The following is an 18,545-nucleotide window of genomic DNA, read 5'->3' as shown; positions in this document are numbered from 1 at the left end:
GAGGCATCATGCATTCTGAGAGTTATCGGATCATTCCGGACAGACATAACTTCCTTTCCTTCCTGCAAACGTTGGAACTGTCTCCGGAACAGAATGCCTGTATCAGGAAAATCCCGCTTGACTATGTTGAAATCAATGAGCGGACCAATACGTGGAAGATCTCCTATGGCGTAGAAACCAATCCTCTGGAAGAACAGAACCTCATGGCAGTGGCAAAGAAAATTGCCGCTGCCTGCTGCGTTGAGGAGGTCTCCTTCATCAATGAAAAGGCGAGGGATGTCTATCCTCCCTGTGAGGAAGATAAACCGAGGGATTCCGTGGACGCTGCTTTTTCTTTGCCCGAAATGCCGGAAATGGAAACCATTCCTCTTCCGGAAGAACCGCCGGAACTGCTGGACGAGAATGAAGAACCCATGGATGCGGCCGCGGAAATGACCTTTCAAAGCAAGGCCTATCAAAATGCCCTGCGCGCCCTGCAGCAGCAGGGCAATCAAAAAAGCGGCGGCAAGGATGTCGTCTATGGCCGTAAGATAACGAAAAAACCGCGGACCATGGATGAAATTGTCGAAGAGGAAAACGGCGTTGTCGTTGAAGGTGACGTTGTTGGCTTTGAAGAACGGGAACTGCGGACCAATGCTGTTATCCTCTCTATTTTGCTGCGCGATGAGACGAATGGACTCTTGGCCAAGATCCGGTTTGGGTCCTTTAAGGAAGAAAATGATTTGGTCAAGAACAAGAAGGAAGCAGAAGCTCTCCAGAAAAAGATTCCCAAGGGATCCCATGTCCTTATCCAGGGCAATGTGGAAGTGGACCGCTATGAAAACAGCGAACTGGTCATGACCATCGTCAAGGGCATCATGCTCCTGCCCAAAAAAGCACGGGAAGACAAGTCGGAAGTCAAGCGGATTGAGCTTCACTGCCATACCAAAATGAGCAAGATGGATGGCCTGACGCCTATTGAAGAACTTGTCGATACGGCGGCAAAATGGGGTCACAAGGCCCTTGCCATTACGGACCATGGTGTGGTCCAGGCTTATCCTTTTGCCTATGATGAGGCAGTGAAGTTCAAGGACTTCAAGCTGATTTTTGGGGTAGAAGGATACCTTTGCCACAGTAAGGAAGATAAGAAAAATTACCACATCATCCTGCTGGCAAAAAGCTTTGCTGGCCTGCGGAACCTATACCGCCTTGTGTCCCTTTCCCACTTGCAGTATTTTGGGGGAAAACCAAAGCGGCCCCGTATGACCAAGGGACTCATTGAGCAGTACCGCGACGACATCATCATTGGTTCAGCCTGTGCAGCCGGTGAAGTCTACCGCGCAATCCTTTCGGGAGCAAGCCACGAAGAGCTCCTTCAAATTGCCGATTTTTATGATTACCTTGAAATCCAGCCCTGCGGGAACAACCAGTACCTGCTCCGCGATGACCGTTATCCGGAAATCAATACTTGGGAAGACCTGCAGACCATCAATAAAAAGATTCTCGCCTTGGGGGATGAATTGGGAAAACTCGTCGTAGCCACTTGCGACGTCCACTTCCTCAATCCTGAGGATGCCATTGCCCGCCGCATCCTGCAGGCCGGTATGGGCTATCCTGATGAGGAGCAGCCGCCCTTGTATCTGCGGACAACGGAAGAGATGCTTGAAGAATTTTCCTATTTGGGGAAGGAACGGGCCTATGAGGTCGTTGTCGAAAATACCAATAAGATCAACGACATGATTGAAAAGTTCAAACCTGTCCCAGACCGAGATCAGCTCTATTCCCCGATGATTCCCGGGGCGAAGGAAAAAGTGGAATCCATGAGTTATGGCAGGGCCCATGAATGGTATGGACCAAAACTGCCTAAAATCGTGGAGGACCGCCTTAAACTCGAACTGTCATCCATTATTGGCAATGGCTTTTCCGTCTTGTATTACATTGCCCACCTGCTCGTCAAAAAATCCAATGACGACGGGTACATGGTAGGGTCCAGAGGCAGTGTAGGTTCTTCTTTTGTTGCAACCATGCTGAACATTACGGAAGTGAATCCCCTTCCGCCGCATTATCGCTGTCCTCATTGCTACCATACGGAGTGGTTTACCGATGGCAGTGTCGGCTCCGGTTTTGACCTTGCTGACAAGGCTTGCCCGGAATGCGGGACCATGATGGTCAAGGATGGCCACAATATCCCGTTTGCCGTCTTTCTGGGATTCCACGGGGATAAAGTTCCTGATATCGATCTGAACTTCTCCGGTGAATACCAGCCGCGGGCCCATAAATACACAGAAGACCTCTTTGGTCGGGATAATGTCTTCCGCGCCGGCACGCTGGGAACCATTGCCGATAAGACGGCTTATGGCTACATTAAGAAGTACTATGAAAACCGCAACGAACCCAAACGGACGGCTTTTATCGAAGGACTCATCCCAAAGCTTGTCGGTGTCAAAAGGACCACCGGTCAGCATCCGGCCGGGATCATGGTTGTGCCGCGCGATCTTGACGTCCATTATCTGACGCCTGTTTCCTACCCAGCTGACGATCCGACCTGCGGCACCATCACGACCCATTATGATTATCATTCCATCAATGACCGTATCGTTAAGCTTGATATCCTCGGCCACGATGATCCGACCATGATCCGTATGCTTGATAACATGCTGGGGGAGGGCTACTGCAAGAATATTCCTGTAGGCGACCCTGATACGATGGAGCTTTTCCTTAGTACCAAATCCATTGGTGTGTCCCCTGAAGACATCATGACCGACGTTGCGACCTACGGCGTCCCGGAATGTGGGACCCGCTTTGTACGGCAGATGATTTCTGACGTTAAGCCAAAGAATTTTTCCGACCTCCTGCGTATTTCCGGGTACTCCCACGGAACCGACGTATGGCTCAACAATGCTCAGGACCTGATCAAGAACGGGACGCCAACAGAAGATACCATCTCAACTCGTGACGATATCATGAACTGGCTCATCAATAAAGGCATGGAGCCCAGCATGGCTTTTGGCATCATGGAATGGGCCCGTAAAGGAAAAGCCCATAAACAGGGCTTCAAGGCCGAGCAGGAAGAAGCTTTCAAGAAAGCCAATATTCCTGAATTCTATATCAAGAGCTGCAAAACGCTGCAGTATCTTTTCCCTAAAGCCCATGCCGTAGCGTATGTCCTGTCGGCTTACCGCATTGCCTACTGTAAGGTCCATCATCCAAAGGAATTTTATTCGGCCTATTTTACGATCCGGGCCCCGAAGTTTGACTTTGTGGAAGTCCATAAAGGCATCAATTTCATGCGTTCCTTCATCAAGAATGTAGGACAGCAGGGAACAAAGGCTTCTGTCAACGACAAGGAAACGGCCACCTATATGGAACTGGCCGTGGAAATGCTCGCCCGGGGATTTGAATTTGAAGACGTGGACCTGTACCGTTCTGATGCTCATCAATTCATTGTAACCGATAAAGGTCTTTTGCCGCCCTTGGGTGCCATTGGCGGAATTGGCGGTGTCGCCGCTGAAAATATTGTAAAAGCCCGCAGCAAAGGCCCCTTCATTTCAAGGGAAGACTTGCGGAACCGGGCCAAGATCAGCAATACCGCTGTAGAAGTCCTGGCCGACCTGGGAGTCCTTGAAGGCCTGCCTGAGACGGATCAGATTGAACTTTTTTGAGGGATTTCCCCTGCAAGGAGCCGCTACGGCTTGCTGCAGGGGTTTTTCTTTTTGAGTAAAAAAGGGGGAAATTTTTTCCTCTTTTTGTCACATATACATGGTATAATATAGGAAATAATCAGAAAATATTTCCGCTAAGGAAGGTGACTATCATGAAGATCCGGTTCCTCGGTGCCGATAAGGTCGTAACAGGTTCCTGCCACATGCTTGAAGTGGGCAGCAAGAAAATCCTGCTTGACTGTGGCATGTTCCAAGGGCCCAAACTGATCCGCAGCCTCAATCGCAAACCATTTGCCTTTCACCCTGGTGAAATCGACGCGGTTGTACTCAGCCATGCCCATGTCGACCACAGCGGGCTTTTGCCCCGTCTCGTCAAGGAAGGCTTTAAAGGCCCCATTTACTGTACCCATGTAACAAAGGAGCTGTGCGAGATCCTCTTGCCGGACTGCGGCCATATCCAGGAACAGGATGCGGAGATCGAGACCCGTAAAGGACTGCGTAAAGGCAAAGAAGCCGTGACGCCCCTTTATACCGTGGACGACGCGTATCTGGCATTAAAACAGTTTGTCTGCCACGATTATGATGAAAATTTTGAAATTTGTGACGGGGTGACCATTCGCTTCCGTGTTGCCGGTCATATCCTAGGAAGTGCCCTCGTAAATGTCATTGTACGCGAAAACGGCAAGGAAACAAAGCTCATCTATACGGGCGATATTGGCCAGCCAAACGTGCCTATCCTTGATGATCCCCATCAGCTTTCCGGAGCGGATTTCATCATCACGGAATCCACTTATGGCAACCGGGTCCATGAAACGGCAGACCGCGAGGCAGAACTTCTCGAAATCATCAAGGATGCCCTTTCCCGCGGCGGCAACATCATCATTCCGGCCTTTGCCGTTGGCCGTACACAGGTCATGCTCTACTATTTCCAGAAACTCATGTCAAGCGGTAAGCTTCCAACTGTTCCCATTATGGTTGATAGCCCTATGGCCATTAAAGCAACCAAGGTCATGCTCTTCAATCCGGATGAGTATGATGAAGAGGCACGGTCCATCTATCAAAAACAGGGGGGACGCCTCATCGACATGCCCAACGTCCATTATACGGAAACACCGGAAGAATCGCGGGCCATCAATGACATGCCAAGCCCAATGATCATCATTTCTGCCAGCGGCATGGCTGACGCGGGCCGCGTGCTCCATCATTTGAAACACAACCTGTGGCGTAAGGATAGTTCCGTCATATTTGCCGGCTATCAGGCAGAAGGCAGTTTGGGACGGCAGCTCGTGGATGGTGCCAAGAAAGTCAAGATTATGGGCGAAGAAATCGTCGTCGGAGCCAAAATCTATAATATGACCGGCTTTTCGGCCCATGCGGATAAACATCAGATGATGGACCTTTATAAGGGCATGATTCGGCGCCCCAACGCATTCTTTGTGGTCCATGGTGAATACGATTCTGCAGCCACCTTTGCTGAATCGCTTCGGACGGAATTGGGAACAGCTGCCTATATCCCCAATTATGGCGATACGGCTGTCATCGATGGGACGCAGTGGCATATCATCCCGACGGAGGTTGTCCAGATGGAACCGGCTGTCCAGGAATTGAGCGACCTGATGCACAGCCTCGAAAAGACCTACTTGGTCTACAAGGGGCGGATCATGCAGAAAGTGGTCCACAATGTGGCTCTTGTCCCGGATATCAAGGGACGCCTCATGAAGATCAAGAAATACGTCGACGACATCATGAAAAATGTGTAAGCCGTCTTTTCGCCTAAAAAGCGCTTCCTTTACCTCTTTCCGTTGCCCGTGACTCTTTCTGAACGGCGGGAAATCAGGGAATAAGGATTTTCTGTTGACAGTATTCCTTTAAAAGAATATAATTGTTAAGTCGAATTTTGTAGTCTAAGGAGGATGCTTTCTATAAGCATCCTCTTGATTTATCTATCTGAATCAAGTGTAGAGGGGATAAGGCTTTTATGATTAGAAATGATTTGCGTAACATTGCCATCATCGCTCACGTTGACCATGGTAAGACGACTTTGGTCGATGCCATGCTGAAACAGAGCCATGTCTTCCGTGCCAATGAAAAGGTGCAGGAACGTGTCATGGACTCCAATGATCAGGAACGTGAACGCGGCATTACGATCCTTGCCAAGAACACGTCCGTCATGCATGAAGGCACCAAGATCAATATCTTGGATACGCCGGGCCACGCTGACTTCGGCGGCGAAGTGGAACGTGTGCTCAACATGGTAGACGGTGTATTACTGCTCGTAGATGCATATGAAGGCCCGATGCCCCAGACCAAATACGTGCTCCGTAAGGCTTTGGAACATCATCTGAAACCAGTTGTCGTCATCAACAAGATCGACCGTCCGGATCAGCGCGTGGATGAAGTTGTTGATGAGGTCCTTGACCTTTTCATTGAACTGAATGCCTCCGATGATCAGCTTGATTTCCCTGTTGTCTATTGCTCTGCCAAGAAGGGCATTGCGAAACTTTCCATGGATGATGACAGTGATAACCTCGATCCGCTCTTTAAGGTCATCATGGACACCATCCCGGCTCCTGATGTTGATGTGGACGGCCCGCTCCAGATGCTTGCCAATACCCTCGACTATGATGACTATGTCGGCCGCATCGTTGTCGGCCGTATTGTCCGCGGGACCATCAAGAATGGCCAGATGATCTGTCTTATGCACGACGATCAGCGGACCAATGAAAAAATTGGCCGTCTGTATACCTATGAAGGCCTGAAACGGGTCGAGACCCAGGAAGCCAAAGCCGGGGAAATCATTGCTCTCATAGGGCTGCAGGATGTTGAAATCGGCGATACCATTGCTGATTCGGAAAATCCGGAACAGCTCGCTGGCATCAAAGTTGACGAACCGACCCTGTCCATGACCTTTTCGGTCAACGACAGTCCTTTTGCCGGTCAGGAAGGGGATTTCATCACAAGCCGCCATATTCGTGAACGCCTGTATAAAGAAGTGGAAACAAACGTGTCCATGCGTGTTGAGGATACGGATTCCCCAGATACCTTCAAGGTTTCCGGCCGTGGTGAACTCCATCTGTCCGTCCTGATCGAAGCCATGCGCCGTGAAGGGTTTGAACTGCAGGTTGGTAAACCGAGTGTTATCATGCGCCGCGACGAAAACGGCAAGCTCCTGGAACCAATGGAAGCTCTGACCATTGACGTCCCGCAGGACTTCATGGGTCCTGTCATGGAAGGTCTGGGCATTCGTAAGGCCGAACTCCAGAACATGACGGAAATGTCCGGGTATCTGCGCATGGAATTCATCATTCCGGCCCGCGGCCTCATTGGCTTCCGCAGCCAGTTCCTCACCGATACCAAAGGCAACGGCATCATGAATCACGTCTTTGCCGGTTGGGGTGCCTATAAGGGGGATATCCCCGGCCGTACGCGCGGCAGCCTTGTTGCTTTTGAAGCTGGTGAAACGACCGCTTATGGCATTGATAAGTGCCAGGCTCGCGGCACTATGTATATCAATCCGGGTGAACAGGTCTATGAAGGCCAGATTGTTGGGGAAAACAGCCGTGAGGATGATATGGATGTCAATCCCTGCAAGAAGAAGCATGTTTCCAACATGCGTGCCGCTGGCAGTGATGATGCCGTCCGGCTCATTCCGCCGCAAACCTTCTCTTTGGAAGGCGCTTTGGAACATATCAACGAAGATGAAACGGTGGAAGTGACGCCTAAGAGCATTAGGATGAGAAAGAAGATCCTTTCCCGTTTGGAACGCGCCCGTCAAAGAGCCCGCAATGCAAAAGCTTAATCCATATATCCATATATCGAAAGGGTACCGCTTCGGTGGGCCCTTTCTTTTTTATGCTTATGAGGTATGGACCGTCATGCATAAGAAATAGTTTTCTTCCGCCTGATTTTACAGTATGATAGGAGCCAGTAAAACGAAAGGACAAGGTTTTTCCCCATGAAAAGAAGAAAATACGTACTGACGGCCGTCATGTTTCTCATAACTGCCTTGGTGATATGCTTCACATTGCCTCAGCTGGCAGAACCTCGCTTCCAAGTCGAAAATAAGATTCGTTCCCTTCTCCATCGCTATGATCTGACAAGCCGTGCTGATGCTTATGAAATCCGGCAGATCATGACCCAAGATCCTTCCACGAGTCGGACCTTGATGTGGCAGTCCCAGGATGAAGACAATAGAGCGCTTGCCGAAATCCGGAAAAAAGGGGAGAAGGCAAGCCAAGTTGTCCCGGCCACGTCTTCCGTCTTTACTGATAACGGAGTCACGCGTCATCTCCATACGGTCATGGTGACTGGCCTTACGCCCGGTACAAGCTATGAATACCGCGTTGGCAACGACCGGAAACGCAGCCCCTGGATGCCCCTTGAAACGCCGGCACAGGGCTCTTTTTCGGCGCTTATCTTTCCCGATTCCCAGTCCGCTGATTACAGCGGCTGGAAGGCCCTTGCTCAAAAGGCCTTTAAAGACCATCCTGACGTGTCCTTTTTTGTGAATATGGGGGACCTTGTGGATAACGGGGAGCATGCCTACCAGTGGGATGCCTGGTTTGATGCCCTTCAAGGCGTGATTGAACGGATCCCCGTGGCTCCCCTCCTCGGCAATCATGAGACCTATACCCTTGATTGGAAAGTGCGCCGACCTCTGGCTTATCTCCAGCTTTTTCAGCTGCCTGCAGGCGATGCCCGCTATGCCGGGGAATTTTATTCCTTTGATGTCGGGGAGGTCCATTTTACGGTCCTCAATACCCAGGACAGTGAACTCAAGGCGTGGGAACCGAATCTTCTTAAGGATGAGGCGGAATGGCTGCGGCGTGATCTGGCAGGAACAAAAAAGAAATGGAAAGTCGTTCTTATGCACCGTGATGTGCTGCAGTATGGATTTGCCTCAAGACCGACCCCGCGGGAGGAAGGTTTTTCTGATACAGGACGCTTTTTTATGCCCATTTTTGACGAGGCTCAAGTGGATGCCGTGCTTACGGCCCATCTCCATACCTTCCGGGACCGCGGGCATATCAAGGGGTTCCGCCGTGATGAAACAGGGCCCCTTTACCTTTTGACCGGGGTTGCCGGTGATGTGCAGTACCCGGGGCTATGGAAGCAGCATGCCCTTGACAAGATGGTGGCACCCCAACCGGAGGATAGGAATTATCTGCTTCTTCGGGCTTCAAATGAGGCCTTGGAGTTTATCTGTTATGACAAAAATGGACGAAAGATGCACGCCGTAACCGTTACAAAATAGCTGGAGGAAAGGAAAGCGCCGCGCTTTTCCTTATGCTGCCTTGAGGATAAATTGGCCTGACGGAGCGCTTAAAATATGGTAAAATAAAAAGATTAAAATAAGTTTTTGGGGGAAAGGAAATTTAGCCATGAAAAAGCAAATCATCACCGTCCTGGTCCTCGGCGCGATTGCAGCCATGCCCTTTTCGGCAGCGGTAAGCGCCGCGGAAAGTGCCCAGTGGCGGAAATATACAACCAGGGCCAAACAAAGAGCTGCCGAGGAAGCGGCTGCTAAGGAAGAAAAAGATAAAGAAGCGGCTCTTGCCCGTCAAAAAGCAGAAGAAGTCCTTTCCAACGAGCCTCTGTGGAAACGCTATACGAGCCGCGGCAAAGCGGCACGAGAAGCGCTTGCGGGAAAAGGCCTGACTGGAGAAGCCCTTGGAACTTCAACCGGAGAAGAGGCTGCACCTAAAAAGACCGTGCAGCCTGAAACATCGGCCCAATCCGTGGCGGGGAGAAAAGAAATGGCAGCCGTCCCAGCAAAGAAAATGGATGTGCCCCAAAAAATGGCGGATCCTATCGCGGAAAAGGCCAAAGCAAAATCTGTGGCGGAACAGGAAGAGCCTTCCTGGAAAAAGTATTTGAGACGGGCGGAAGAAAAAAATAAAATGAGGCAGGAATCTACGGAAGAAGCGGCAACATCCTCCCAAAAAGGAAACAAGCTTTCAACCCTTGAGGAAGAATCTCTTCCCACCGTGCCGAGTGACAAGGAGGCTGCCTGGGAACTGGCTGCCATGAACTCCCACTATGAAGTCTATTTTGATTCCCGTTCCCTAAGCTATGATAAAGAGACGGGCATACTGACGGTCTGGAACAAATGGGTCCGCCGGGGAGGCAACACGACCTTTCTTTATTCCCGTTACGATGTGAGACTCAAGACCTATATGGACCTGTACCGCGCGGATTACAGCCGCCGGCAGGGCACCATGATCAGCGAGTCCACCGTCCGTGACAGCGCTTGGACGCCCTTATCTCCTCATACGCTGGGGATGGAGTTATCCCAGGCCTTAAACGCGTATCTGCTCAACCAATAAGGCGGGAAGCCGAAGAGAGCGCACAGTTCCTTGCCTTTCCTTGGCGTACGTGTTATAATGAACGATAGAAAACTGAGGCAAACCTTGGAGAGTGGGTATTTATACCCGCTCTTTCGTTTACAAGGAGCAAAAGGAGCATGCTCCCAGTCGATTTTCCTTCTCCCTGGAAGTGGGGAGGGGGCAGCAAGGTGCGGACCGATGTTTTGCTCCAATATCCGGTGCTCTCCGGAATCATGAATGAAAAAGAAGCAGGTGCCAAATGGACAAAAAGAAAATCGTGGAACAGGTCAGCGAGCTCGCCCTTCCCATTTGTGAAGCGTGCGGCGTAGAACTTGTCGATGTGGAATATGTCCGGGAACGGGACTGGTATCTCCGGGTCTACATCGATAAAGAAGGGGGTATCGATATCGATGACTGCACGGCTGTAAGCGGTGACCTTGAAAAAGTATTGGATGAAAAAGACGTCATCAAGGAACAGTACTATCTGGAAGTCTCTTCCCCCGGGATTGACAGACCGCTTAAAAAGGACAGTGATTACGTCGATCACTATGGAAAAAAGATTGATGTATCCTTTTATGCCCCGTTTGAAGGCAAGAAGGTGCAGACCTATGAACTCGTCAGCCACGATGAAGCCCATTTGGTCGTGAAAAACTTCAAGAAACAGAAAGTGACCCTGGAGCGGTCGCTTATTTCATCTGTCAGACCACATTTGGATTTTTAAGGGAGGATTTTACAAGTGAATGCGGATTTTGTAAGAGCCATTGCGCAGCTGGCCAAGGAGAAGCATATTTCTCCGGACGTACTGTACAGTGCGGTGGAAGAGGCGCTCATCACAGCCTATAAGAAGAATTTCGGCTCCACTCAGAATGTCAGGGTTTCCATGAACAAGGAAAATGGGGAAATCCACGTCTATGCGCAGAAAAATATCGTAACGGAAGTGGAAAATCCCCTGACCGAAATCAGCCTTGACGAAGCGTTCAAGCTGAACCCGCGCTATCAGGCGGGGGACGTTGTGGAAGAAGAAGTGACGCCCAAGAACTTTGGCCGCATTGCTGCCCAAAATGCCAAACAAGTCATTGTCCAACGCATCCGCGAAGCAGAGCGAGGGATGGTCTACGAAAAGTATTCCGATCGGGAAAACGATATTGTTACCGGAACTATCCAGCGCATCGAGGGCCGCAACATCTTTGTCGATCTGGGCACGGCCGAGGGAACGCTCCTTCCCAACGAACAGATTCCGGGGGAAACCTATGAATACCATCAGCGGATCAAATGTTATGTGGTCGAAGTCAAAAAGACGACCAAGGGGCCGCAAATTATCCTGTCACGGACCCATCCTGGTCTTTTGAAACGTCTTTTTGAATTGGAAGTGGCGGAAATCCAGGATGGAACTGTCATCATTGACAGCGTTGCCCGTGAACCGGGGATGCGCAGCAAGATTGCGGTCCACAGCACCAATCCCAGTGTTGACCCTGTTGGTGCCTGCGTCGGTCCTAAGGGAATGCGTGTCCAGACCGTTGTTGATGAATTGGGCGGCGAAAAGATTGACATTGTCAAATACAGTGACAATCCGGAAGAATATGTCGCCAGCGCCCTTTCCCCATCGAAGGTCGTATCGGCAGCAGCCGATGCCGAACACAAGATTTGCCGTGTCGTCGTGCCTGACTTCCAGCTTTCCCTTGCTATTGGCAAGGAAGGCCAGAATGCTCGGCTTGCAGCTAAACTCACTGGCTGGAAAATCGACATCAAGAGTGAGACCCAGGCTCGTGAAAGTGCGGAAGCCGCAGCTGGTGAAGAAAACGGGGATGAAGCATGAAGGTCAAGAAGATCCCGCAGCGGAGCTGTATTGGCTGCGGCACCAAAAAGGACAAGAAGGATCTGATTCGCATCGTTCGGACACCGGATGGGGACATTGTCCTTGACCGGACCGGAAAAAAGGCGGGCCGCGGTGCCTATGTCTGTGATGATCCCAGCTGCATCCAAAAAGCCTTTGCTTCAAAGAGCTTGGAACGGGCTTTTGACATACCTGTATCCAAGGAATGCAAGGATGCCTTGTTAGAGGAACTGAAAAAATCATGAAGACCGATGAACAGCTCTATTTTGCTTTGGGCCTTGCCCAAAAGGCAGGAAAGACCGCATCTGGCGATATGGCCGTCAGCGAAGCCCTGAAAAAGGGAATGGGTTGCTATGCTGTCCTTGCCGAGGACGCAGCACCCCGGACGGTCGAAAAAGTGGTGGCTCTCTGCAAAGAGACCCATGTTCCTTTTACCAAACGTCTTACAGCCGCAAGGCTTGGCCAAGCCCTTGGGAAGGCCCCTCGCGCTGCTGTCGTGTTATTAGATAAGAACTTTATGAAAATGATGATATAGTCGTTTTACTGGAGGTGTGCGGATGACAAAATTTAGAATATATGAGATCGCCAAAGAAATCAATGTGGACAGCAAGGAAATCGTGTCTTTCCTGAAGGGCCGCAACATTGCTGTCAAGAGTAACCTGAGCTCCGTCGATGAAGGGGTCCGGCAAACGGTCCTCAAGGAAATGGGCCGCAAGGGAAATGGACCCAAAGCCTCGCAAAAGGTTCAGGCGCCTCAGCAATCTTCTGGCCAGCCGAAGGAACGAGTTGCTCCCAAGGCTGCTCCTGTTCATCCAGCGCAGCCTGCTCAGAAAGACCAGCAGCGGGAAGACCGCCGCAAGGAAGGCCACAATCAGCAGGGAAGCCAACATGGCGACCATAACGGTCATGGCGGGGAGAGCCGTCGCCCTGACAATCGGGACCGTCAAAACAGCGGCCGCATGAATCAGCAAAATGGTCAGCGCACTCAGCATAATGGAGCAAGCACTGCCCATAATGACCATAATGATCGCAGCCGCGGCAGCCAGCAGAACCATGGCAGAGCAAATGGGAATGGCCCCCGTCATAATGACAATCGGGATAACCGCGGCGGTACCAGCAATAACCGCCGCAGCCAGAACAATCCCCGCAATAACGGCGGCCGTCCGCAAAACAGCGGATTCAATATGAACAGCCCCCATGCCGGAAAGGATATGGGAAAAAGAAACCAGAACTTCGGACATAAGGAGAAAAAGGAAAAAATCAAGGGATCGTACGCAAGCCGCGATACACGCCCCTTACGCAGTGCAGATCATATGATGAAAAACCATAAACACAAAAACAACAACCAGGCCGCACCGAAAAAGCAGGCTGAAGTCGTTCGTCCGACGAGCATTGAAGTAGGCGAGAGCATCAGTGTCAAGGACTTTGCCAAACTTTTGTGCCGCGATGTCAATGAAGTCATCAAGAAGCTCTTCCTCTTAGGGAAGATGGTGACCATCAATCAGGAAATTGACCATGAAACGGCCGAGCTCGTAGGTATGGACTTCAACTGTGAAATCAAGGAACCGCCTCCTGAACAGGATCCGACGGAACTTCCGGAAGTCGAAGATGATCCGGCCAAACGCAAGCCCCGTCCCCCTGTTGTTACCGTCATGGGTCACGTTGACCATGGGAAGACGTCCCTTCTTGACGCTATCCGTAAGACCAATGTGACGGCCCGTGAAGCTGGCGGGATTACGCAGCACATCGGTGCCTACCGTGTTATTTGCCAAGGCAGGCCCATTGTCTTTTTGGATACGCCGGGCCATGAAGCCTTTACGGCCATGCGTGCCAGAGGGGCTCAGGTCACGGATATTGCTGTCCTTGTTGTTGCCGCGGACGACGGCGTCATGCCCCAGACACTGGAAGCCATCAACCATGCCAAGGCCGCCAATGTGCCTGTTATCGTTGCCATCAACAAAATCGATAAAGAAGGGGCCAACCCTGACTTTGTCATGCAGCAGCTGTCCGAACACGGTCTCATTCCGGAAGCTTGGGGCGGCGATACCATCATGGTTCCTGTTTCGGCCCGCCAGAAGACGGGGATTTCCGATATCCTTGAAATGATTCTCTTGGAAGCCGATATGCTCGAATTGAAAGCAAACCCCGACCTGCCCGCCCATGGTACCATCATTGAAGCTAAACTGGATAAGGGCCGTGGACCGGTGGCAACGGTCCTTGTTGACCGCGGGACGCTCCATATCGGTGATTCCATCCTTGCTGGAACAACTTATGGCAAAGTCCGTGCCATGGTCAACGACCGGGGTGAAAAAGTAAAGAAGGCCGGCCCTTCTACGCCGGTTGAGGTCCTGGGCCTCAACGATGTGCCAGAAGCCGGTGACTTCCTTGATGCAACGGATGAACATACGGCGCGCGTTGTTGCTGAAAAACGGCTGGATAAGCAAAAGATGGACGAGCAGAAGAAAGCCAAGGTTTCCCTTGATGATATCTTTAGCCGTATCCAGGAAGGGGAAATGAAGGACCTGAACATCGTTGTCAAAGCCGATGTCCAAGGAACCATCCAGGCCCTTGAACAGGCCCTTACGAATATCAAGAACACGGAAGTCAAGGTTGTGATTGTGCACTCCGGTGTCGGTACGATCAACGAATCGGACGTCATGCTCGCCAGTGCTTCCAATGCCCTCATCATTGGCTTCAACGTTCGTCCTGATGCCAATGCGCGCAAAGCTGCCGAGACCGAACAGGTCGATATCCGGACCTACCGCGTCATCTATGATGCCCTCAATGATGTTGAAGCGGCTATCAAGGGGATGCTGGCACCGAAGTTCCGGGAAAAGATCATTGGCCATGTTGAAATCCGTAAGGTTATTCCCATCAACAAGAACCTTATTGCCGGTGCTTATGTCAAGGACGGGAAGATTACGAGAAACGCCAAGATTCGCCTTGTCCGCGACGGAATCATTGTCCATGAAGGTGAACTTGATTCCCTGCGCCGCTTCAAAGATGATGTCAAGGAAGTTGCGGCCAGCTATGAATGCGGTCTCACCCTTGCCGACTATCGCGATATCAAGGAAGGCGACCAGCTCGAAGTCTACATCATGGAAGAAGTCGCAGCTGACTAAGGAGAAGTACTATGTCAAAATTACGGGCTGAAAAACTTCAGGCCCTGATCAAACAGGAATTGAGCAATATGCTGCTGCGTGAAGTCAAGGACCCGCGTGTAAAATTTGTTACCATTACGGGCGTTGAAGTCACAAATGAACTCAGCTATGCCAAGATCTATGTGAGCCTTTATGGCTCTGAAAAACAGCAGGAGGAGGCCTGGAAAGGCCTTCAGAGCTGCCTGGGATATTTCCGGACGGAAATTGCCAAACGCATCAAACTTCGGATGGCGCCCCATTTAAGCTTCCATAAGGATACGTCCATGGAATACTCGGCTCATATTGAGTCTATCCTGAAGGAAATCAAAGAGAAAGAAGACCATCATGAGTAAAAACGTGGGCTATCAGGAAACGTGGAATCTCATTATGACGGCTTCCCGCATTGCCATCGTCAGCCATATCGGCCCTGATGGGGATACGACGGGATCCGGGCTTGCCCTTGCTGAAGCACTCCGTCAAAAGGGAAAGACGGTGCACCTTCTTGTGGATGATGTCATTCCCCCGACCTATCGATTCATGCCCGGTGCGGATGGGTACCATCAGGTGGCGGAAGGGGAGACCATTCCCACGGATCTTACTGTTGTGGTTGATGCTAGCTCCAAGGACCGGATGGGGGCCAATGAAGCGGCCTTGTCATCTCCCATCCTCAACATCGATCACCATATTTCTAATACGCATTACGCCGACTACCTGCTCCTTGACCCAAAGGCAGCGGCAACCGGTGAGGTCATTTACCGGCTCTTTAAGGAAAATCACGTTCCCATCAATAAAAATATGGCCATCTGCCTTTATACGGCAATTGTCACGGACTGCGGCTTCTTTAAGTATGGAAATACGACGCCGGCGTGCATGATGGCTGCCGCAGAGCTTCTGCCTTATGGCGTCCATCCCGACGAGATTTCCGATATCCTGGAGATGAAATCAAGGGAGACCATCGAACTGCTGGCCAAGGTCCTGCCGACGCTGACCTTCTATGAAGGTGGAAAGATCAGCACCTTGGAAATCCATCATGACCTTTATCAAAAGGAGATTTCTACGGACAGCTTCATCTACTATCCCCGCTATATTGAAGGCGTGGAAGTGGCCGTGGTCTTCAAGGCTGTGGAAGAAGATGAGACGCGGGTCAGCATGCGTTCCCGTTCGGTCGATGTCAGTCAGATCGCCCTTTCCTTTGGCGGCGGTGGGCACGTGAAAGCTGCGGGATGTACCATCAAAGCGCCTCTTCCCGAAGCCAAAGAATCATTGATCAAGGCCCTTTCGAAGGCCCTGCAAGGAGCCTGACATGGACGGCATCTTCAATGTGCTGAAACCACCGGGGATGACCAGTCACGATGTTGTCGGCGCCATGCGGAAGATCCTCCAAATGAAAAAAATCGGTCATGCAGGGACCCTTGATCCCATGGCTGCCGGTGTCTTGCCTGTCTTTACTGGGCAGGCAACGCGCTTTTTGGAATATGCGGCCCATGACCGCAAGACCTACCGAGCGGAGCTGACCTTTGGCTTTCGTACCGATACGGGAGATTTGGAGGGAAAAGTCCTTGCGGAAAGTCCTGTTCGGGACCTTGATCTTGCTGAACTCAAGGAAACCCTCCAATCCTTTGTTGGGGAGGGCATGCAGGTTCCCCCCATGTATTCGGCAATCAGTGTGGGCGGCAAAAAGCTCTATAAACTAGCCCGACAGGGGATTGTAGTGGAACGGGAGCCTCGACCCATTACCATCCATGATCTATCCCTTTTGACTTATCGGAAAAAGACCCTGCTCTTTGAAGTCACTTGTTCCAAGGGAACCTTTATCCGGACCCTGTGTGAGGATATTGCTAAAAAGCTTGCCATGGAAGGAACCATGAGTTTTCTTTTACGCACAAAAGTGGGGGACTTCACCTTGGAAAACGCCCATACCTTGGAGGAAATCCAGCAGGACCCCTATGGGACCGCTCTTTCATTGGATGTGGTGCTGCGTCATTTTCCGCATCGTGAGGTCAATGACATCCAAGCCCGCCGCATTGCCCAAGGGGTCGCCACGACGGTTCGCGGCATTGAAGAAGGACAACTTTATGTCATCGAGCGCAACGGTCATGAGGTCATTGGCCTTGCCCGTGCTAAACAAGGACGGCTGTGTCCCCATAAAATCATCTACATTCCGGAGTGATGGCGTACCATGCAAATCATAACAACATTGGATGAACTGAATCAGGCGGTGCTGCCGCCCTCGGCAGCGGCACTGGGAACCTTTGACGGACTCCATAGAGGGCATCAGAAGGTCATCCATACGACCAGGGCCTATGCGAAGGAGCATGGACTTTCTTCCTTGGTCTTTACCTTCAGCAATCATCCCTTGGCTTTTTTGAAGCCGGAAAAGGAACCGCCCCGGCTTCTTTCCAATCCCGATAAGATCGCCCTTCTTGAGGAAATGGGAATTGATATTCTCTGTAACATTCCCTTCACCCGGGAATTGGCCGATCTTTCCGCAGATGGATTTCTCACGCTCCTTGAAGACAAGGGCGTACGGGCCGTTGGGATTGGGACCAATTTCAGCTTTGGCGCCGGCGGTACCGGGAACGTGGACTTTTTGAACAAAGTCCATGAAAAATATGAGCTCACCCTCTTGACCAGTCCTCTTTTGACCTTGGATGGCTGCGTGATTTCCAGTACGCAGATCAGACGGGCCATTGGGGAAGGACAGATCCATAAAGCCAATTTCATGTTGGGACGGCCCTACGTAATCCATGGAACCGTCGTCCATGGGGATAAACGGGGCCGTACCCTGGGGTTCCCCACGGCTAATATCAGCCTTATGAATGCAAAGATTGCCATTCCCCAATATGGTGTCTATGCTGGTCTTGTCAAGGCCAAAGGCGCATGGTACAAAGCCATGCTCAATGTGGGCAACAATCCCACCTTCGACACGGAGGACATCCGGTTGGAAGCCCATCTGTTCGGCTTTGACCGCAATCTTTATGGTGAGACCATCACCGTGAAGCTGATGGAAAAAATTCGTGATGAAATCCGTTTTTCCTCGGCAGAACAGCTGATCCGGCAAATGGAAAAGGATAAAAAAGCGACGCTGCTCATGGATTTTAGTTGCGGCGGCTTCTAAACTATGATATACTACCAACGTGCCCACAAGGGCGAGCCATGACGCTGCCATGCGATCTCCGACGCTGGCTGCAGTTATCGGCATGATCTGTATTGAGGAGGAATTTATTATGTTGACACCTGCAAGAAAAAAAGAACTGATCGAAACCTACCGCATCAACGAAGCTGACACGGGATCCCCGGAAGTCCAGATTGCCATTCTTTCTGAACGCATCAGCTATCTGACAGAACACCTGAAGAACAACAAGAAAGACCATCATTCCCGTCGTGGTCTTCTGAAAATGGTTGGTCAGCGCCGCGGTCTTCTGAATTACCTCATGAAGAAGGATATCGAAAGATACCGCTCCATCGTTGAAAGACTGGGTCTTCGCAAATAATTTCGTACCTGAACCTGAAGCGTCACTGCAAACGTCCGTTTGTGGTGACGTTTTTTTTGGTTCTATAATTTATTTTGGGGCGCTAAAGTGACCGTCCAGATGCGTGTCCT

Annotated in this window: 15 protein-coding genes; all 15 read left to right on the top strand. The window is 51.0% G+C overall.

Going from position 1 to position 18,545, the window contains the following annotated elements:
* Positions 1-8: 8 nt before the first annotated feature.
* The 15 genes from DW817_RS06185 (at position 9) to rpsO (ending at position 18,435) form a co-directional block, all read left to right on the top strand.
* A complete protein-coding gene (locus DW817_RS06185) occupies positions 9-3,641 on the top strand; it encodes a PolC-type DNA polymerase III (protein ID WP_120111600.1) in 3,633 nt (1,210 codons plus the stop codon).
* A 152-nt stretch (positions 3,642-3,793) separates the two neighbouring features.
* Positions 3,794-5,401, top strand: coding sequence for an MBL fold metallo-hydrolase RNA specificity domain-containing protein (locus DW817_RS06180; RefSeq protein WP_120111597.1), 1,608 nt, complete (start codon positions 3,794-3,796; stop codon positions 5,399-5,401).
* Positions 5,402-5,619: 218 nt separating this feature from the next.
* Complete coding sequence (gene typA, locus DW817_RS06175) at positions 5,620-7,440, top strand: translational GTPase TypA (RefSeq protein WP_009015245.1); 1,821 nt, start codon at positions 5,620-5,622, stop codon at positions 7,438-7,440.
* 156 nt (positions 7,441-7,596) lie between these two features.
* On the top strand, positions 7,597-8,895 hold the full coding sequence (locus tag DW817_RS06170) for a metallophosphoesterase family protein (RefSeq protein ID WP_120111593.1): 1,299 nt from the start codon (positions 7,597-7,599) through the stop codon (positions 8,893-8,895).
* A 127-nt stretch (positions 8,896-9,022) separates the two neighbouring features.
* Positions 9,023-9,967, top strand: coding sequence for a hypothetical protein (locus DW817_RS06165; RefSeq protein WP_009015243.1), 945 nt, complete (start codon positions 9,023-9,025; stop codon positions 9,965-9,967).
* 259 nt (positions 9,968-10,226) lie between these two features.
* A complete protein-coding gene (rimP, locus tag DW817_RS06160) occupies positions 10,227-10,688 on the top strand; it encodes a ribosome maturation factor RimP (protein ID WP_009015242.1) in 462 nt (153 codons plus the stop codon).
* A 15-nt stretch (positions 10,689-10,703) separates the two neighbouring features.
* On the top strand, positions 10,704-11,783 hold the full coding sequence (gene nusA, locus DW817_RS06155) for a transcription termination factor NusA (RefSeq protein ID WP_009015241.1): 1,080 nt from the start codon (positions 10,704-10,706) through the stop codon (positions 11,781-11,783).
* Positions 11,780-12,046 carry an RNase P modulator RnpM gene (gene rnpM, locus DW817_RS06150; RefSeq protein ID WP_014128714.1) on the top strand — a complete coding sequence of 89 codons (267 nt, stop codon included), beginning with the start codon at positions 11,780-11,782 and terminating at the stop codon, positions 12,044-12,046. Before nusA ends, rnpM begins: the two co-directional genes overlap by 4 nt.
* Positions 12,043-12,336 (top strand): ribosomal L7Ae/L30e/S12e/Gadd45 family protein, encoded by a 294-nt coding sequence (locus DW817_RS06145; protein ID WP_014128713.1) that lies wholly within the window; start codon positions 12,043-12,045, stop codon positions 12,334-12,336. The genes rnpM and DW817_RS06145 overlap by 4 nt, the downstream gene beginning before the upstream one ends.
* A gap of 22 nt (positions 12,337-12,358) precedes the next feature.
* The gene (infB, locus tag DW817_RS06140; protein WP_021736960.1) at positions 12,359-14,923 is read left to right on the top strand and encodes a translation initiation factor IF-2; all 2,565 of its coding nucleotides are present in this window, start codon (positions 12,359-12,361) and stop codon (positions 14,921-14,923) included.
* A gap of 11 nt (positions 14,924-14,934) precedes the next feature.
* Complete coding sequence (gene rbfA, locus DW817_RS06135) at positions 14,935-15,294, top strand: 30S ribosome-binding factor RbfA (RefSeq protein WP_009015238.1); 360 nt, start codon at positions 14,935-14,937, stop codon at positions 15,292-15,294.
* Positions 15,287-16,243: a bifunctional oligoribonuclease/PAP phosphatase NrnA gene (locus tag DW817_RS06130; RefSeq protein WP_120111589.1), complete on the top strand. Its 957-nt coding sequence runs from the start codon at positions 15,287-15,289 to the stop codon at positions 16,241-16,243. The genes rbfA and DW817_RS06130 overlap by 8 nt, the downstream gene beginning before the upstream one ends.
* 1 nt (position 16,244) lies before the next feature.
* Positions 16,245-17,111 (top strand): tRNA pseudouridine(55) synthase TruB, encoded by an 867-nt coding sequence (gene truB, locus DW817_RS06125; RefSeq protein ID WP_009015236.1) that lies wholly within the window; start codon positions 16,245-16,247, stop codon positions 17,109-17,111.
* A gap of 9 nt (positions 17,112-17,120) precedes the next feature.
* Positions 17,121-18,059 carry a bifunctional riboflavin kinase/FAD synthetase gene (locus tag DW817_RS06120; protein WP_021736973.1) on the top strand — a complete coding sequence of 313 codons (939 nt, stop codon included), beginning with the start codon at positions 17,121-17,123 and terminating at the stop codon, positions 18,057-18,059.
* 109 nt (positions 18,060-18,168) lie between these two features.
* Positions 18,169-18,435 (top strand): 30S ribosomal protein S15, encoded by a 267-nt coding sequence (gene rpsO, locus DW817_RS06115; protein WP_009015234.1) that lies wholly within the window; start codon positions 18,169-18,171, stop codon positions 18,433-18,435.
* Positions 18,436-18,545: the final 110 nt, after the last annotated feature.

It is taken from the genome of Acidaminococcus sp. AM33-14BH (assembly GCF_003603525.1).
Classification (GTDB): domain Bacteria; phylum Bacillota; class Negativicutes; order Acidaminococcales; family Acidaminococcaceae; genus Acidaminococcus; species Acidaminococcus intestini.
This window is presented reverse-complemented; position numbering and strand designations above follow the sequence as displayed.

What these genes read in the sequence shown, in the direction of transcription:
- DW817_RS06120 (WP_021736973.1), top strand. Translation starts at nt 17,121, where the DNA reads ATGCAAATCATAACAACATTGGATGAACTGAATCAGGCGGTGCTGCCG.
- rimP (WP_009015242.1), top strand. Translation starts at nt 10,227, where the DNA reads ATGGACAAAAAGAAAATCGTGGAACAGGTCAGCGAGCTCGCCCTTCCC.
- truB (WP_009015236.1), top strand. Translation starts at nt 16,245, where the DNA reads ATGGACGGCATCTTCAATGTGCTGAAACCACCGGGGATGACCAGTCAC.
- rpsO (WP_009015234.1), top strand. Translation starts at nt 18,169, where the DNA reads ATGTTGACACCTGCAAGAAAAAAAGAACTGATCGAAACCTACCGCATC.
- rnpM (WP_014128714.1), top strand. Translation starts at nt 11,780, where the DNA reads ATGAAGGTCAAGAAGATCCCGCAGCGGAGCTGTATTGGCTGCGGCACC.
- DW817_RS06185 (WP_120111600.1), top strand. Translation starts at nt 9, where the DNA reads ATGCATTCTGAGAGTTATCGGATCATTCCGGACAGACATAACTTCCTT.
- infB (WP_021736960.1), top strand. Translation starts at nt 12,359, where the DNA reads ATGACAAAATTTAGAATATATGAGATCGCCAAAGAAATCAATGTGGAC.
- DW817_RS06130 (WP_120111589.1), top strand. Translation starts at nt 15,287, where the DNA reads ATGAGTAAAAACGTGGGCTATCAGGAAACGTGGAATCTCATTATGACG.
- DW817_RS06180 (WP_120111597.1), top strand. Translation starts at nt 3,794, where the DNA reads ATGAAGATCCGGTTCCTCGGTGCCGATAAGGTCGTAACAGGTTCCTGC.
- DW817_RS06165 (WP_009015243.1), top strand. Translation starts at nt 9,023, where the DNA reads ATGAAAAAGCAAATCATCACCGTCCTGGTCCTCGGCGCGATTGCAGCC.
- DW817_RS06170 (WP_120111593.1), top strand. Translation starts at nt 7,597, where the DNA reads ATGAAAAGAAGAAAATACGTACTGACGGCCGTCATGTTTCTCATAACT.
- DW817_RS06145 (WP_014128713.1), top strand. Translation starts at nt 12,043, where the DNA reads ATGAAGACCGATGAACAGCTCTATTTTGCTTTGGGCCTTGCCCAAAAG.
- rbfA (WP_009015238.1), top strand. Translation starts at nt 14,935, where the DNA reads ATGTCAAAATTACGGGCTGAAAAACTTCAGGCCCTGATCAAACAGGAA.
- typA (WP_009015245.1), top strand. Translation starts at nt 5,620, where the DNA reads ATGATTAGAAATGATTTGCGTAACATTGCCATCATCGCTCACGTTGAC.